The organism is Arthrobacter sp. YA7-1, from assembly GCF_025960325.1.
Classification (GTDB): domain Bacteria; phylum Actinomycetota; class Actinomycetes; order Actinomycetales; family Micrococcaceae; genus Arthrobacter; species Arthrobacter bambusae_A.
The window spans coordinates 654,358-670,356 of sequence record NZ_CP110114.1 but is presented as its reverse complement, the minus strand read 5'-3'; the positions used below and the strand labels follow the sequence as shown (position 1 = coordinate 670,356).

Here is a 15,999-nt window from a genome sequence, read left to right as displayed (position 1 = left end):
GCATTGCTTGGTAAAGTAAACCGGCATGGGTCTAGGGCGCGAGATCTTCACGATCAGGTTTGGAATACCAAAGTCTTAGATGGCCTTGCCGGGGTTGAAGATTCCGGCAGGGTCGAAAAGCTCCTTGATGCGCCGCTGCAACTCGCGGATGGGTGCGGGTTGCTCAAGGCCGAGCCAGCGCAGCTTGTACTGACCTACCCCGTGCTCTCCGGTGATGGTTCCACCCATCTCCAGCGCGGCATCGATGGAGTCGTCCAAGGCCTTGTTGAGGCGGGACATTGCATCGGCGTCCACTTCCATGTCCACACGGTCCACCCAGAAGGTCGGGTGCAGGTTGCCGTCGCCGGCGTGGGCCACCACCTTGAGCTGGACATCGTGGGTGACGGCCATGGCTTCGAGCGCGGCCACGTATTCGACAAGCCGGGACCTGGGAACGGCGACGTCCTCCCCTACCCGGTATTCGTTGTCCACTTCGTCGCCGCGGCTTGAGCGGCGCATCTCGATGAGTCGCTCGGCTTCCGCGTTCGATTCCGCCGTCACCGAGGCGCCGCCCGCTGCAAGCACCTCCCGCACGAGCGTTGCTTCCGCGGCAGCTCCGAAACCGTCTGTCTGGATCAGGAGAAGCGCCTGCCCGCGTTCTCCGAGGTCCGAGCCGTACAGTTCGTCGAGCTGGGCCAGCGTACCGGCGTCGAGCATTTCCATGATGGCGGGCTGGACGCGTGCCTTTCCGACCGCGAGGACGCCCGCGGCGGCACCGCGGAAGTCCGGGTAGAACGCCGCCACGGTCTGTACGTCGCGGGGAAGGTAGCGCAAGCGCACCGTCACGCCCACCACGATGCCCAAGGTGCCCTCCGAACCCACAAACAGTGCCGTGAGATCGTATCCGGCCACGCCTTTGAACGTCTGGTGTCCTGTGTGGATGAGCGAGCCGTCGGCCAGGACGACGTCGAGCGCCAGCACCGAGTCTCTGGTCACGCCGTACTTGGCGCAGCGCAGGCCGCCGGCGTTCGTGGCCACATTGCCGCCGATCGTGGACATCTTGTAGCTCGCAGGGTCCGGAGCGTACATCAGGCCATGTTCAGCCGCCGCGGCGTTCAGATCCGCGTTAACCACGCCAGGTTCGACGACGGCGGTCTCGTCGTCGGCGTTGAGCCGCAGGATCCGGTTCATGCGTTCCAAGCTGAGCACGATGCACCCTTGGCTGGCATGGGCACCACCGGAAACCCCGGTGCCGGCGCCGCGTGCAACAATCGGAACCCCGTACCTGGCGCAACTGCGCACCACGTGCTGCACGTCATCCACGGACTCGGCGAACACCACAGCCAAGGGCAACTGCAGGTCCAGGACCGGTCCTTGGTCTGCCGCGTAGCTCGTTCGTGTCTCTTCGTCGATGGCGACTTGTCCCTGCGTGAGCGCGGCCACCAGTTCATCGATGAATCCGCCGGGGCCTTGGCTCTGCCGGGTCGGCCCTGCAGGAGTGATGCGGCGGGCCATGACGATTTCCAATCTGGTTTTATCCTGCGGATACGGCCGGCTGGCACCTGTGTATTCAAAGCCATGCCGGGCGTAGAAGGCCTTGGCGCGGGCGTTGTCCTCGTGGACACCCAGTTCGATCAGGGCCGCGCCGAGCTCGGTGCCGGCGACTGAGCATGCCTCGTCGAGCAACTGGTCTGCCAGGCCCAGACCCCTGTGTTCGGGCGCCACGTAGACGCTGATCAGCATCGCTTGCTGAGCCTGGGAAGGATCCTGTGGCTGCTTGAGGACGACGCGCATGAGTCCACTGATCCGGCTGCCATCTGTCCCGTCATCCGCCACGAGCGTGATGCTCGAGTCACCCGACATCGTGGCTGCTCGCTCCTGCCACTGAGTATCGGTCTGGCGCCGTGCTGCCGCTAAGCTCTCCACGTAAGCCATCGGGGTGTCTGACAGCATCTCCAACCGGACGTCGCGAAGCAAACGCCAGTCGGCAGCTTGGAGCCGACGGATTCTATTCACTTGCGCCGCCCATGAACCGGACGTAGCGCTCAAGAACTCCAGGCCAGTCGGCAGCGTAGTTTGCACGGGTTTGCGCGGGGTGTTCGGCGCCTTCCCAGCCGTCGTGCACCAGACGGACCTCTGTACCTCCGTCAACCGCCCGGAAGGCTAGTCGGAGTTCAGTGGACCACATCGCGGTGCTGCCCGGATACCAACTCGCGTGGAAGGACAACGGCGGCTGCCAATCGTCGATGGTCCCCCATATCGAGGTACGCCCGTCGTCCGCTGTCTCGAGGATCGAATTCTCCTCGAATTCAACGTGCGAGCCCGCCCCGTAGACACTGTGGTCCTCCATCGGCCACCAGAGGTGCGGGTGATCGGTGAAGCCCATGAAAGCATGCGCCACCGGAGAAGGCACGACGACGGTGCACACCACCGGGTCCAGCTCGCCGGATGGCTCCGGCTGGGGTTCGGAGTCCGGCGCGAGGTGACTAAAGAGGCTCTCCATGTGCACCAACTTTACCGCCGGGATAAGAGTCCCGCCTCCGGCCCCTCCCAAACGCCCGCTCACTTATGACGGGTCCGGGCCGGACGCGCGCTCACTTATGACGGGTCCAGGCCGGACGCGCGAAAGTTGTCAAGCTGTGTGGAGTCACTGGGCTGGTTTTTGGGGTGTTTTGGTCTGGGGGAGGTTGATCCCGGCGTGTGTGGCGGGGGCCGGTGTGCTGGGTCGTTGGCGGAATCTTCCCGGGTGTAGTTCGTAGTAGTCCTGGTGGACTTTGTCTCGCTTGTTCCAGAGTTCTTTCCACGAGCCGTCGTGGACTTGTGATGGTGTGAACAGCGCGATGCCGGAGTGTTTGTGATCGGTGCTGTACCAATGCACGTAGCCGGTGAGGTACTCCCTGGCAGCCTTGAGATCGTCAAAGGTCCGGGGGTAGCCGGGCCGGTATTTCATCGTTCGAAACCCTGACTCCGAGAAGGGATTGTCGTTGGAGACGTACGGGCGGTTATGGCTGAGTTCCACGCCGTGGGCGGTGAGGGTCTCACGGAGCAGGTTTGATCTCATGGCCGGGCCTGAATCGGCATGCACGGTGTCCGGGGCGCCGTGCCGGGCGATGGCCGTCTTGAACATGTCCGCGGCGAGGTGGTCGGACTCGCGTTCCTCCACCCGCCAGCCGACGATCTGCCGGGAGAAGATGTCCATGATGGAGTACACCTTGAAAACCTTCCCCTGCCACTTGGAATAGACGTCGGTGATGTCCCAGGACCAGACCTGGCAGGGTCCGGAGGCCTTGAGCACCGGCTTCTCAAGAGAACCACGCGTGCCCCCACGCTTGCGCGGGATGGTTGGGCGGGCCTGCTGGTCCTCGTACTCTGCCGCGATCCGCCACCAGGTGCGGTTGGAGGCGAGCAGCACGCCGTTGTCCCAGGCCGTGGCGAAGGAATGGTCAACGGAGTTGCCCTTCTCCCAGCCGGCCAGGATGAGCCCCAGGATCCGGTCCTGATGTGCGGTGCTGATCCGGGATTCGTAGGCCCGGTCGCTCTGGTGGATCGGGTCCTGCACCGCAGGACGGGGATTGAACCGGTAATGCCAGGTCCCGCGCGACACGCCCGCAAGCACGAGCGCTGTCCGCTGGGAGCCGGTGATCACATGCAGCGCCAAGACCAGACTGTTCTCGGCCGCTATGAATCCTTCTGAGCGCTCGTCGGGGTTGTATCGGGCTCGGGCACGCTCAACTCGTGCAAGAGCCCGATAGCTTTTCCCAGCGCGGAATTCGTATCCTCCAGCTCCTGCACCCGCTTCTGGAGTTTTTCGACTTCGGCACGGTGGGCAGCCATTTCCTTCGCGCGTGCTTTTTCAAACGCGGAGAGCTCACGATTCGTTGGGACCATGCCTCCATGCTCCCGCGGAATCAGGCCACGGTCGATATCGCCCTGGACCATCATCTTGCGCCACCTGCGGAACGTCCATTCCGAAACCGACGTCGAGGCCAGCCACACCTTCCTCGTCCCGTGCGGCTGCAAATAGTACTCATGCATGAACTCACGGATCTCTTCACGCGTAAAACCCTTGCTATCAACGGCCATCGCCGGCTCCTTCAATCAACAGGTAATGAATGACTCACAACCAGCTTGACGATGAGGGGCGCGCTCACTTCTGCTGAGGGCAGCTCGGGGATGGGGGTCCGGTCCGGCTCAATGGTGATCCGGTGTTGCCACAACCGTTGATATGTGAGCCGGCGTTGGTGGAAACCGGGTGATATGTGAGCCGGGGTTGGTGGAAACCGGGTGATATGTGAGCGGGGGTTTGATCCGCCGTACCCTCGCTCACGTTTCGGGGGTTTTCGTTGATCGCCGGCTCACTTATGACGGGTCCGGGCCGGACGCGCGCTCACTTATGGCGGGTCCGGGCCGGACGCGCGCTCACCTTGGGTGGGGCGGGGGGTCCCGGGGGGCCGTGTTTAAGTGGGTCAGGCCCCGACAGTGTGTGTCGGGGCCTGGCCTGTGAATGGTTGTCCGGCGGTGTCCTACTCTCCCACACCCTCCCGGGTGCAGTACCATCGGCGCTGTGGGTCTTAGCTTCCGGGTTCGGAATGGGACCGGGCGTTTCCCCCACGCTATGACCGCCGTAACCCTGTTACCCGGTCCCCGCACGGGGTGCGGGGCGGGAAGATTGTGGTTACAACAGGTGTTCCCTTTTTTTCGGGGGAACGGTGGTGTTGTTATTCAGTTGTGGTTTGTTCCTGAACGGGTTGTTGTTCGGGAACCACATAGTGGACGCAAGCAGTGATCGTGTTTGTGTGGTGTAAGTTGTCGGCCTATTAGTACCGGTCAGCTTCAACAGTCTTTAGTCCTGTCTTCCACATCCGGCCTATCAACCCAGTGGTCTGGCTGGGGGCCTCTCACACACGAGGTGTATGGAAATCTCATCTTGAAGCGAGCTTCCCGCTTAGATGCTTTCAGCGGTTATCCCATCCGAACGTAGCTAATCAGCGGTGCACTTGGCAGTACAACTGACACACCAGAGGTTCGTCCGTCCCGGTCCTCTCGTACTAAGGACAGCCCTTCTCAAATTTCCTGCGCGCGCAGCGGATAGGGACCGAACTGTCTCACGACGTTCTAAACCCAGCTCGCGTACCGCTTTAATGGGCGAACAGCCCAACCCTTGGGACCTACTCCAGCCCCAGGATGCGACGAGCCGACATCGAGGTGCCAAACCATGCCGTCGATATGGACTCTTGGGCAAGATCAGCCTGTTATCCCCGAGGTACCTTTTATCCGTTGAGCGACGGCCATTCCACAATGTACCGCCGGATCACTAGTCCCGACTTTCGTCCCTGCTTGAGATGTCTCTCTCACAGTCAAGCTCCCTTGTGCACTTACACTCGACACCTGATTGCCAACCAGGCTGAGGGAACCTTTGGGCGCCTCCGTTACTTTTTAGGAGGCAACCGCCCCAGTTAAACTACCCATCAGGCACTGTCCCTGACCCGGATCACGGGCCGAAGTTAGATGTCCAAAGTGACCAGAGTGGTATTTCAACGATGACTCCACCCGAACTGGCGTCCGGGCTTCAACGTCTCCCACCTATCCTACACAAGCCACTCCGAACACCAATACCAAACTATAGTAAAGGTCTCGGGGTCTTTCCGTCCTGCTGCGCGTAACGAGCATCTTTACTCGTACTGCAATTTCGCCGAGTTTATGGTTGAGACAGCGGGGAAGTCGTTACTCCATTCGTGCAGGTCGGAACTTACCCGACAAGGAATTTCGCTACCTTAGGATGGTTATAGTTACCACCGCCGTTTACTGGGGCTTAAATTCTCAGCTTCGCCTTGCGGCTAACCGGTCCTCTTAACCTTCCAGCACCGGGCAGGAGTCAGTCCGTATACATCGTCTTGCGACTTCGCACGGACCTGTGTTTTTAGTAAACAGTCGCTTCCCCCTGGTCTCTGCGGCCCCGATCCCCTCCCACCAGCAAGTGGTGTTCAAGGTTGGGGCCCCCCTTCTCCCGAAGTTACGGGGGCATTTTGCCGAGTTCCTTAACCATAATTCTCTCGATCGCCTTGGTATTCTCTACCTGATCACCTGTGTCGGTTTGGGGTACGGGCGGCTAAGACCTCGCGCCGATGCTTTTCTAGGCAGCATAGGATCACCGGATCCCCCCATGACGGGGGTCCCATCAGATCTCAGGAACGTCATCAAAGACACAGCGACGGATTTGCCTATCGCTGACCCTACATCCTTAGACCGGGGCAACCATCGCCCGGCCCGGCTACCTTCCTGCGTCACACCTGTTAATACGCTTACCTCCCGGGATCAGGTCCCGCGCTCGGCCAAAACCCGCACACCACAAGGGTGATTGGGCAGGCTCCGGGCGGTTAGTATCCCCCGCTTGGCATGGGCGGTCCTTCGCCGGTACGGGAATATCAACCCGTTGTCCATCGACTACGCCTGTCGGCCTCGCCTTAGGTCCCGACTTACCCAGGGCAGATTAGCTTGACCCTGGAACCCTTGATCATTCGGCGGACGGGTTTCTCACCCGTCTTTCGCTACTCATGCCTGCATTCTCACTCGTGTAGGCTCCACCGCTGGTTTACACCGCGACTTCACCGCCCACACGACGCTCCCCTACCACTCCAGACGACTGAACCACGAAGGCTTGTCTACTATCTGAAATCCACAACTTCGGCGGTGTACTTGAGCCCCGCTACATTGTCGGCGCGGAATCACTTGACCAGTGAGCTATTACGCACTCTTTCAAGGATGGCTGCTTCTAAGCCAACCTCCTGGTTGTCTTCGCAACTCCACATCCTTTCCCACTTAGCACACGCTTAGGGGCCTTAGTTGGTGGTCTGGGCTGTTTCCCTCTCGACTATGAAGCTTATCCCCCACAGTCTCACTGCTGCGCTCTCACTTACCGGCATTCGGAGTTTGGCTGACGTCAGTAACCTTGTAGGGCCCATCGGCCATCCAGTAGCTCTACCTCCGGCAAGAAACACGCAACGCTGCACCTAAATGCATTTCGGGGAGAACCAGCTATCACGGAGTTTGATTGGCCTTTCACCCCTACCCACAGCTCATCCCCTCCATTTTCAACTGAAGTGGGTTCGGTCCTCCACGACGTCTTACCGTCGCTTCAACCTGGCCATGGGTAGATCACTCCGCTTCGGGTCTAGATCACGCCACTACACTCGCCCTGTTCAGACTCGCTTTCGCTACGGCTACCCCACACGGGTTAACCTCGCGACGTAACACTAACTCGCAGGCTCATTCTTCAAAAGGCACGCCGTCACCAGAATCAGACTGGCTCCGACGGATTGTAAGCACACGGTTTCAGGTACTGTTTCACTCCCCTCCCGGGGTACTTTTCACCTTTCCCTCACGGTACTGGTCCGCTATCGGTCATTAGGAAGTATTTAGGCTTATCAGGTGGTCCTGACAGATTCACACGGGATTTCTCGGGCCCCGTGCTACTTGGGATCCTCTCCAGGCGGCACACAACATTACGGTTACGGGGCTAACACCCTCTCCGGCCGGCCTTTCAAGACCGTTCACCTATGTCCATGCTCTCACCCCACCGGTCCGGCAGAACCAGTACGGAAAGTCCCACAACCCCGCCCATGCAACGCCCGCCGGCTATCACACATGGAACGGTTTAGCCTCATCCGCGTTCGCTCGCCACTACTAACGGAATCACTCTTGTTTTCTCTTCCTGCGGGTACTGAGATGTTTCACTTCCCCGCGTTCCCCCCACGCACCCTATGTGTTCAGATGCGGGTCACCAGATAACCTCACAGCCTCTGGCGGGGTTTCCCCATTCGGACATCCTGGGATCACCGTTCGGTTATCAACTCCCCCAGGCTTATCGCAGATTCCTACGTCCTTCTTCGGCTCCTAATGCCAAGGCATCCACCGTGTGCCCTTAAAAACTTGACCACACAAGATCAAAAAACTTCTCGAGAGAACCACGGAAACCGCCACATGCAAAAGCACGAACGGATCCAGGTTCAAAAAAAGAAATTGCTGTAAGACACACACACACCACCACCCCCCAAAAGAAGCAATGACCATGCGCGTGCCTAGATGCTCGCGTCCACTATGTAGTTCTCAAACAACAACCCCGTACCACACCCCCGCACACCAACCACCCCCCGCCACAAAAGACGAAGAACAACCGGACACGCACAGGACATGCAACCAGGAAACCAGAAACACACAAACCCGGCACAAGGAAACCACGCAACCCGAACAGGCCACGCACCCCCCACAACCGGCCCTGTTGCCTCAGGACCCAACAGTGTGCCAAACACGAAAACCAGCCCATCCCCGCCCGCACCGTTCCAGAACACCCAAAGAGCATCCGTACTAAACACAGGAAAAAACAAACCGGCCGCTATCTGCTGATATTCCACCCATGAGCACCCACCGCAGAACAGACGCCTGCGCAATGGGCTTTGCTTCCACACACCCCCGGACCATCCATGCAGACAGACCCAGAGGCGAAAATGGTGCTCCTTAGAAAGGAGGTGATCCAGCCGCACCTTCCGGTACGGCTACCTTGTTACGACTTAGTCCCAATCGCCGGTCCCACCTTCGACGGCTCCCCCCACAAGGGTTAGGCCACCGGCTTCGGGTGTTACCAACTTTCGTGACTTGACGGGCGGTGTGTACAAGGCCCGGGAACGTATTCACCGCAGCGTTGCTGATCTGCGATTACTAGCGACTCCGACTTCATGGGGTCGAGTTGCAGACCCCAATCCGAACTGAGACCGGCTTTTTGGGATTAGCTCCACCTCACAGTATCGCAACCCTTTGTACCGGCCATTGTAGCATGCGTGAAGCCCAAGACATAAGGGGCATGATGATTTGACGTCGTCCCCACCTTCCTCCGAGTTGACCCCGGCAGTCTCCTATGAGTCCCCGGCCGAACCGCTGGCAACATAGAACGAGGGTTGCGCTCGTTGCGGGACTTAACCCAACATCTCACGACACGAGCTGACGACAACCATGCACCACCTGTAAACCGACCGCAAGCGGGGCACCTGTTTCCAGGCGTTACCGGTTCATGTCAAGCCTTGGTAAGGTTCTTCGCGTTGCATCGAATTAATCCGCATGCTCCGCCGCTTGTGCGGGCCCCCGTCAATTCCTTTGAGTTTTAGCCTTGCGGCCGTACTCCCCAGGCGGGGCACTTAATGCGTTAGCTACGGCGCGGAAAACGTGGAATGTCCCCCACACCTAGTGCCCAACGTTTACGGCATGGACTACCAGGGTATCTAATCCTGTTCGCTCCCCATGCTTTCGCTCCTCAGCGTCAGTTAATGCCCAGAGACCTGCCTTCGCCATCGGTGTTCCTCCTGATATCTGCGCATTTCACCGCTACACCAGGAATTCCAGTCTCCCCTACATCACTCTAGTCTGCCCGTACCCACTGCAGAACCGGAGTTGAGCCCCGGTCTTTCACAGCAGACGCGACAAACCGCCTACGAGCTCTTTACGCCCAATAATTCCGGATAACGCTTGCGCCCTACGTATTACCGCGGCTGCTGGCACGTAGTTAGCCGGCGCTTCTTCTGCAGGTACCGTCACTTTCGCTTCTTCCCTACTGAAAGAGGTTTACAACCCGAAGGCCGTCATCCCTCACGCGGCGTCGCTGCATCAGGCTTGCGCCCATTGTGCAATATTCCCCACTGCTGCCTCCCGTAGGAGTCTGGGCCGTGTCTCAGTCCCAGTGTGGCCGGTCACCCTCTCAGGCCGGCTACCCGTCGTCGCCTTGGTAGGCCATTACCCCACCAACAAGCTGATAGGCCGCGAGTCCATCCAAAACCGCAAAAGCTTTCCACCACCACCGCATGCGCGGAATGGTCATATCCGGTATTAGACCCAGTTTCCCAGGCTTATCCCAGAGTCAAGGGCAGGTTACTCACGTGTTACTCACCCGTTCGCCACTAATCCCCCCAGCAAGCTGGAGATCATCGTTCGACTTGCATGTGTTAAGCACGCCGCCAGCGTTCATCCTGAGCCAGGATCAAACTCTCCGTTGAAGTAAAACAAAAACAGACACAACCACAACCACCGGAAATAACGGCAGAACGGCTGCACAAAATTTGAAACCAGCTGAAAACCAGACCCCACCCACAGGGGCGGACAAGGCCCGGCAAAATCAACCAATCCATAAAAACAAATCGGTATCAACAAACTTGGCACACTATTGAGTTCTCAAACAACAGACACACCCGGCACCACCCACACCCACAAGGGTCCAAGATCGCTCCGGAGCAACTTTTAAAACTTACCGGCTGCTTGCCTCCTAGTCAAATCGGCGTTCTTGACTTGATCTTCACGAGGAACTCAGTCAACTTCACCGATCTCCACTGGGGAGCAGCGCGGGTACTAACTATACCACCAGTTCTCCGGGGAGGCAAAAGCCCCGCCAGGCGGCTTCCTGCCCTTCAGCGACAACCCTCAAGATCCACGCGAAGGGCCCGGAAACTCATGGCTTCCGGACCCTTCACTCGCAGAAATCCAGAACAACTACCCTGCAGGAGTGAACCAGGAAGCCCCAAGCGGCGGCAAGGTGACGGTCAGTGCGGCAGGCAGTCCTTCCGCTCCGGGTGCGGTGGCAAGCAGTTCACCGGCGTTGATCACACCCGAACCTCCGAATGCCTCGGCGTCAGTGTTGAGCACTTCCTTCCATGCGCCGGCGGACGGGACTCCAAGAACATAGTTCTGGTGCGGAGCCCCCGAGAAATTCACGGCGCACACCAAGGGATTGCCGTCGTGGTCCCACCGGATGAAGGTCAGTACGTTGCGGTCAGCGTCCGCCCCGTTGATCCACTGGAAACCGCCTGGCTCGTTGTCCCGGACGTACAAGGCCGGCGTCGAGCTGTACAGCGTGTTCAACTCGCGGGTAAGCAACTGCAGTCCGCGGTGCGCCGGGATGTCGGCAAGGAACCAGTCAAGCCCGTGCTGTTCGGACCATTCGGCTTCCTGGCCGAATTCCGTGCCCATGAAGATGAGCTGCTTGCCCGGGTGCGCCCATTGGTAAGCCATAAACACCCGCAGGTTGGCAAGCTGCTGCCAGCGGTCGCCGGGCATCTTGCGCAGCATCGATCCCTTGCCGTGAACTACCTCGTCGTGGCTGATGGGCAACAGGAAGTTCTCCGTGAAGGCATAGACCATGGAGAACGTCACCGTGCCGTGGTGCCAGCGGCGGTTCACCGGGTTTTCGGCGATGTACTTGAGGGAATCGTGCATCCAGCCCATGTTCCATTTGATGCCGAATCCCAGGCCGCCGTGGCTCGTGGGCGCGGTGACGCCGGGGAACGCCGTGGATTCCTCCGCGATGGTGACTGCTCCCGGGTGGGTCTTGTAGATCGTGGCATTGACCTCTTGGAGGAAGGAAATGGCTTCCAGGTTCTCGCGTCCGCCATGGACGTTGGGGAACCACTCCCCCTCCTCGCGCGAATAGTCCCGGTAGAGCATGGAGGCCACTGCGTCCACCCGGAGTCCATCGATATGGAATTCCTCAAGCCAGTACAAGGCGTTCGCGACCAGGAAGTTGCGAACCTCTCTGCGGCCGAAGTCGAAGATGAGCGTTCCCCAGTCAGGGTGCTCGCCAAGCCGGGGATCCGAGTGTTCGTACAGTGGTTCCCCGTCGAAACGGGCGAGGGCCCACGCGTCCTTCGGGAAGTGTGCCGGGACCCAGTCCAGGATGACGCCGATACCCGCCTGATGCAGTGAATCGACCAGGAACCGGAACTCGTCCGGATGCCCGAAGCGGGAGGTCGGAGCAAAGTAGGACGTGACCTGGTAGCCCCATGAGCCGCCAAAGGGGTGCTCGGCAACGGGCATGAACTCGACGTGGGTGAAACCAAGCCACTTCACGTATTCCACGAGGTCCTTGGCCAGTTCTTTATACCCGAGCCCAAGACGCCAGGAACCTAGGTGGACCTCGTAGACACTCATGGGCGAGTTGTGCGGATCCTTGTTGGCGCGCGCCGTCATCCAGGCGTCGTCCTTGAAGCGGTACCCGGACTCCACGACGCGTGACGCGGTCAAGGGCGGAACTTCGGTGCCGAAGGCGAGCGGGTCTGCTTTCTCCACCCAATGGCCTGCCTTGGTGAGCAGCTCGAATTTGTAGCACGCCCCTGCTACAACCCCGGGAATGAAGACTTCCCAGACCCCCGAGGACCCGAGGGAACGCAAGGCGTGTTCACGCCCGTCCCAGGAGTTGAAGTCGCCCTTGACGCGGACTGCCTGCGCGTTGGGCGCCCAGACAGCAAAGGACACACCGTCCACATCGCCGAGCGGGGAGCGGTAGTGCTGGACGTGCGAGCCCAGCGTGTCCCAAAGCCGTTCGTGCCGACCTTCTCCGATGAGGTGCAGGTCCACTTCGCCGACGGTTGGAAGGTAGTGGTAGGGATCGTTGATCGTCACCGGCGCGGAGTCGCCGTAGACAACCTCCAGGCGGTAGTCCGGGACATGGCCCTGCTGCAACGGCTCGAGGACCGCCACCCAGACGCCGTCGGTCTCGTGGGTCATCGGGGTGGAACCGGCTTCGGTGACTACAGCAACTTCCGCCGCGAGGTGCTTGACCGTGCGGATGGTGACGTGACCGTGGTCGTCAAGGTGGGCGCCCAGCACCGAGTGCGGTGCGTGGTGTGCGCCCGCGGCCACCCGGCCCAGGGTAGCGGCGTCCACATACAGCGGGACTCGGGGCCGTTCGGTACGTGCTGAGCCTGTCATTTCCTTACCTTCCGATGTCGCCGCGGCATCCGTGCCGGGGCTCGTGTTTCCGAGGAGCTGCCGCGAAGCATTGACCGGAATGGGCAACCAGTCCGGCCTGTTCCGTAGCTCGTAGATCACCTCGTACAAGGCCTTGTCCAGCCACAATGCCACAAACAGCGGCGAGCGGCGGTCAATGGTTCCAGGGGTGATGTCGCTGTAGCCCGCCAGGAACGCCTCGGCGCAGTCGTCAACCCACGTTGCGGGAACCCGGGCGCCCGGGTTCTCGCGGACGGCCGCACCGGCCGCGTAGTCAAAGGAGCGCAGCATCCCTACGACGTCCCGCAGGGGAACGTCGGGAATATTACGGTGCTCGATCGGCCTCAGGGGCTCGCCCTCAAAGTCCAGGATCGCCCACCGGGCAGGTTCTCCCGCGGCGCCGGGCACCAAGAGGATCTGGCCCAGGTGAAGGTCGCCGTGGATGCGCTGCAGCGTCCCGGCTTCCTTGCCTGACAATTGCGTCAGAAGTGCCTCAAGCTGCTGTTCATGTGGCCCGACGGCGGTACCGGCCTCAGCCCACGACTGGCGGACACGCCGGACTACTTCGGGGGCGATGTCCTGGCCCGGAACGCGTTCCCGGGCGGTTCCGAGGGTTTCCGCGAGCCGCAGGTGCACAGTGGCAGTCGCCTGGCCCAGCTGCCGGGCTTCGGCGGCAAAGTCAGTGCCCGACGCCGCGGCGTCGACGGCGAGACGCCAAGCGTCCTGCCCGCCCGCAAGGAATTCGTGGGCCACGGCGAAATCGGCCGAAGCTGTGCCGTGCCGTCCCAGGGGTGTCCGTACCTCCCATGTTCCCGTGATCCATCCAAGGGTCGAGGGCACTTCCTTGGTTCCCGCCGAGGTCAAGGCCGCGCCGACCTCCACCTCTGGGTTCTTGCCGACTGAAAGCACCCGGAAGATCTTCACGATCGCCGCGGACATGCCGTCGTCGACGATCACTGACGTGTTGGACTGCTCGCCGGAAGAGACACGCACGGAGCCTGAGGCGGTGGGCAGCTGCAGGCTGCCGGGAACCGTATGTCCGCTCGCCGTGCATTCCCCCTCCCCGGGTTCGGCCGAAGCCTGCCCGCGGATGAGATCCAGCATTGCCGTCACAAAGTCAGGATCGTGGGGGGCGTCGTATACCCACACGGGCGGGTTCTGCTCGCTTGTTCCACCGACCTGACCCACCAAGGCAGGTGCAAAAGCGGCCGAGGGCGCGGAACGAAAGCTAAGCGGTACTTGGATGATGTCGGCCTGCCGACCGCCATCAGCCGTGGCATACGCGACGGAGATCAGCTGGACTTCCAACCCGGTCCCGGAGGAGGGCGCAGAAAGGGAGAACGAACCGACGAAATCCAGTTCGAATAACCCCGCCTTGACCGGAAACCAGCGCTGCCGGGGCAGCCATTCCTTGAGCAGGGAGGCCAGGACCGTGGTGGGCGCCATGAGACTCATCTCAGCCTTCGATGGAGAGCACTGGGATGGCCTGGGTGTACGGCGACGAGGCGGTGGAACCCGCCGAACGTATCCGAAGCCAGAAGAAGTCGTGGCTGCCGAGCGTGAGGGTCAGGGAGCCATCGGCGCCGATTCCTGGGAACGGTTGGCCTCCGAACACATCCCTCAAGCCTCTTCCGGCATATTCAGGGATATCCAAAGTGGTAGCAACCGGATGCTGAGACAGGTTGAAGACGCACAGGATTGATTCGGCGTCCTCGCCTTCCGGATTGTCCTCCCGGAGTTCGCGCAGATAGGCAAGGACCACTTCATGGTCTGCCGGAACGTTACGGTAGCCGCCTAGCCCGAAGGCCGCGTGGTTCCTCCGCACACTCAGGATCTGCCGTGTCCAGCGCAGGAGTGATCCGGAATGGGCCGCTTCGGCCTCGACGTTCGCCATGCTGTAGTTGTAGACCAGCGACTGGATGACAGGCAGGTACAGCTTTCCGGGGTCGGCGTTGGAGAACCCTGCGTTGCGGTCCGGATTCCATTGCATCGGCGTGCGGACGGCGTCGCGATCGTCAAGCCAGATATTGTCTCCCATCCCAATTTCATCCCCGTAGTACAAGAACGGGCTGCCCGGAAGGGAAAGCAGCAACGCGTTGATCAGTTCGATCTCGGAGCGGGAGTTGTCCAGCAGCGACGCAAGCCTGCGCCGGATCCCGATGTTGGCGCGCATTCGCGGGTCCGGGGCGTACCAGCCCAGCATGGCGGCACGTTCGTCGGAGGTGACCATCTCGAGCGTGAGTTCGTCGTGGTTGCGCAGGAAGGTGCCCCATTGGGCGCCGGCCGGGATTCCCGGCGTGTCCCGCAGCGTCTCGATGATGGGGGCGGCCTTCTGGTCGCGGAGCGCATAGTACAGGCGCGGCATGATGGGAAAGTGGAAGGCCATGTGGCATTCCGGTTCTTCCTCCGTGCCGAAATATTCGACGACGTCGTGCGGCGGTTGGTTGGCTTCGGCGATGATCACACGGCCCGGGTAGTTCTCGTCCACCATCTTCCGAAGATCGCGCAGGAAACCGTGGGTGGCCGGCAGGTTTTCGCAATTGGTGCCCTCTTCTTCGAAGAGGTACGGGATGGCATCTGCCCGGAATCCGTCAACGCCTTGGTCCAGCCAGAACCTGACGACGTCGTGCAGGGCCTCGACGACCTTGGGGTTTTCGAAGTTCAGGTCGGGCTGGTGGCTGAAGAAGCGGTGCCAGAAGAACTGCCGGCGGATCGGATCGAACGTCCAGTTCGACTCTTCCGTATCCACGAAGATGATGCGCGCGTCCTGGTACTTCTCGTCGGTGTCACTCCACACGTAGAAGTCACCGAACGGACCATCCGGATTCTTACGTGACTCCTGGAACCAGGGGTGTTGGTCCGAGGTGTGGTTCAGCGGGAGGTCGATGATGACCCGCACGCCCCTCGCATGGGCTTCGGCCACGAGCCGCTTGAAGTCGCTGATGGTGCCGAACTCGTCCAACACGGACGTGTAGTCGGAAATGTCGTAACCACCATCGCGCAAAGGCGAATCGAAGAACGGCGGCAGCCACAAGCAGTCCACTCCGAGCCACTGCAGGTAATCCAGCTTTTCGATCAGACCGTGGAAGTCACCGGAACCATCGCCGTTCGCATCCGCGAAGGCCCTCACCAGAACCTCGTAGAAAACTGCCTTTCGATACCAATGGGGGTCATGTTGAAGACCCGGGGCATTCAGCTCGAAAGTGTTCTTCGGCGTGAAGTACTGACTCTGACCCTGCGGATTAAAGCTCACTAAGG

The 15,999-nt window shown here is 60.6% G+C and carries 6 protein-coding genes, 3 rRNA genes and 1 pseudogene; all 10 read right to left on the bottom strand.

What is annotated here, in order from left to right; all coding sequences use genetic code 11:
• Positions 1-75: 75 nt before the first annotated feature.
• Entirely contained in the window at positions 76-1,494 is a 1,419-nt protein-coding gene (locus tag OIT41_RS03210) for an FAD-binding oxidoreductase (protein WP_264637927.1), read from the bottom strand.
• A gap of 102 nt (positions 1,495-1,596) precedes the next feature.
• A pseudogene (locus OIT41_RS03205) lies at positions 1,597-1,842 on the bottom strand (GNAT family N-acetyltransferase); the annotation flags it as partial.
• 145 nt (positions 1,843-1,987) lie between these two features.
• Entirely contained in the window at positions 1,988-2,482 is a 495-nt protein-coding gene (locus OIT41_RS03200; RefSeq protein WP_264637429.1) for a hypothetical protein, read from the bottom strand.
• Between the two features lie 144 nt (positions 2,483-2,626).
• Positions 2,627-3,637 (bottom strand): DDE-type integrase/transposase/recombinase, encoded by a 1,011-nt coding sequence (locus tag OIT41_RS03195; RefSeq protein WP_241711093.1) that lies wholly within the window; start codon positions 3,635-3,637, stop codon positions 2,627-2,629.
• 20 nt (positions 3,638-3,657) lie between these two features.
• The gene (locus OIT41_RS03190; protein ID WP_264637180.1) at positions 3,658-4,062 is read right to left on the bottom strand and encodes a hypothetical protein; all 405 of its coding nucleotides are present in this window, start codon (positions 4,060-4,062) and stop codon (positions 3,658-3,660) included.
• Positions 4,063-4,489: 427 nt separating this feature from the next.
• Positions 4,490-4,606 (bottom strand): 5S ribosomal RNA (gene rrf / locus OIT41_RS03185).
• A 169-nt stretch (positions 4,607-4,775) separates the two neighbouring features.
• Positions 4,776-7,914 (bottom strand): 23S ribosomal RNA (locus tag OIT41_RS03180).
• A gap of 583 nt (positions 7,915-8,497) precedes the next feature.
• A 16S ribosomal RNA gene (locus OIT41_RS03175) occupies positions 8,498-10,019 on the bottom strand.
• Together the 16S, 23S and 5S rRNA genes form the textbook arrangement of a ribosomal RNA operon.
• Positions 10,020-10,509: 490 nt before the next feature.
• Positions 10,510-14,196: a 1,4-alpha-glucan branching enzyme gene (locus OIT41_RS03170; protein ID WP_372489721.1), complete on the bottom strand. Its 3,687-nt coding sequence runs from the start codon at positions 14,194-14,196 to the stop codon at positions 10,510-10,512.
• A gap of 1 nt (position 14,197) precedes the next feature.
• Positions 14,198-15,994: a maltose alpha-D-glucosyltransferase gene (treS, locus tag OIT41_RS03165; protein ID WP_264637428.1), complete on the bottom strand. Its 1,797-nt coding sequence runs from the start codon at positions 15,992-15,994 to the stop codon at positions 14,198-14,200.
• Positions 15,995-15,999: the final 5 nt, after the last annotated feature.

Bases quoted from the DNA above. Each gene is read 5' to 3' on its own strand.
- OIT41_RS03210 (WP_264637927.1), bottom strand. From the start codon at position 1,494: ATGGCCCGCCGCATCACTCCTGCAGGGCCGACCCGGCAGAGCCAAGGC.
- OIT41_RS03200 (WP_264637429.1), bottom strand. From the start codon at position 2,482: ATGGAGAGCCTCTTTAGTCACCTCGCGCCGGACTCCGAACCCCAGCCG.
- OIT41_RS03190 (WP_264637180.1), bottom strand. From the start codon at position 4,062: ATGGCCGTTGATAGCAAGGGTTTTACGCGTGAAGAGATCCGTGAGTTC.
- OIT41_RS03170 (WP_372489721.1), bottom strand. From the start codon at position 14,196: ATGAGTCTCATGGCGCCCACCACGGTCCTGGCCTCCCTGCTCAAGGAA.